The organism is Anaerophaga thermohalophila str. Valhall (genome assembly GCF_000250735.1).
GTDB lineage: Bacteria > Bacteroidota > Bacteroidia > Bacteroidales > Marinilabiliaceae > Anaerophaga > Anaerophaga thermohalophila_A.
Map to the genome: position 1 here is coordinate 1 of NZ_AHZV01000172.1, position 1,535 is coordinate 1,535.

1 protein-coding gene is annotated in these 1,535 nt (G+C 40.8%); it reads left to right on the forward strand.

The features are described 5' to 3' along the window. A partial coding sequence (locus OQ5_RS23470; protein ID WP_044107760.1) for a hypothetical protein occupies positions 1-1,535 on the forward strand: 1,535 nt, incomplete at both ends.

The window sequence follows — 1,535 nt, forward strand, 5'->3', positions numbered from 1 at the left end:
TTATGAGAAACTTTTTAAAATCATTTTTGTTTGTAGCGCTGGCGAGCGTTGCTTTTGTTTCCTGTGAAGAAGATGAATTTTCGGAAAAGGAGGCTATGGAAGAACTTCGTCATGTTGATATTGTTTTAACTGTTGTTGACCCTGGTAATTACCTGGAACCAGTAGAAGGAGTATCAGTAAAGGTAGTGGGTGATTCAACTACTTTGGAAAGAACAACCGACAGTTTTGGGAATGTGGTTTTCAGGGATATGAAAATTGGGGGGAATGTTGGAGTATACGTGGAAAAAGAGAATTATACCAAGGCATTTTATCAGGTGAATACAATCACCAATTCTTATGGACAGAGCCAGGTTTCAGAAACACTTGGCATTTATTCATTAAGCGGAGATAACCTGGCCACTGTCAGAGGCCAGTTAACCATTGAAACCGACTTTACCAACCGAAGCCGTGAAAAAGTCGTCGGTAAGGAAGTAAGAGTTTTTAACAGAAGCTTGGGGGATAACATTGAAAGTGCCTTCGTGGGTACCACTGACGAAAATGGGTTTTACTCTGTGAAAGTTCCTGTAAGTGTCGCTGGAGAAAACCCCCTATATGTTTATATTCCTTCGATAATTGAAGCTACTCAAACACTTGCCATGGAAGTGGAAGAAGGTGTTTATGAGGTAGTCGATACGACTGCGATTTATTCTTCTTCTTATTCTTCTTATGAACCTACTGATATTCCCAACATCTCCAGTGCAGTTGCAACAGTAGAAGCACCGATTGGTGTCGGCAGCGGTTTTGCCCTGGGCGTTAAAGCTAAAGGAACAACATTCAATTCTAATTCATCGATTGAAGTGATCAATGGCGGGTCGGGATATGAAATTGCAACCAGCAATGATACGATTCTTTTATTGTCGGAGGGTATAAACGGGCATTCGGCTGAGGTAAGAGTTTACGTGGACGATGAAACCGGAGCTATTACTGATATTAATAATTATAGCAGTAATGGTGCACTCTATACTTCAGCACCAACACTGGATTTGTCGGTGCTTGGTGGAGAAGGAGCAATCATCGATATTCTGTTTGCGTGTCAATATTTGGTATATATTGAGGAACATGGTAGCAACTATAGAGATATTCCGGTTGTTTCGGCTACTTACAAGGAATATGAGGGTGAAGACATTGTAGAGAGGATTGATGAAAATTTGAATTCGTACAATCAAATCGGAATATATAGTTATTATGATTTTTCGGACTATGTTGATGAGAAATACGGAACAATTCAGCCTGATGATTATTATGCGTATGATGGGGACACTCTTTTCGTTACTAAGTATCTGGCCGAAGCTCCAGTACTTGAAGTTAAAGAACAAGCTGCAGAGCAGGCCTGGATTGATTTGAATGTCAACAGTAGTGGTTCTGTTTATGTAAATAATTTTTATGGTGGTTCCGGATATGATCCTGCCAATCCACCTGCTGTGACTGTTACGGGTCTTGCAGGATATGGAACCGGCGCGGAAATTAAAGCTGAAGTTGGGACCGATGGAATAATC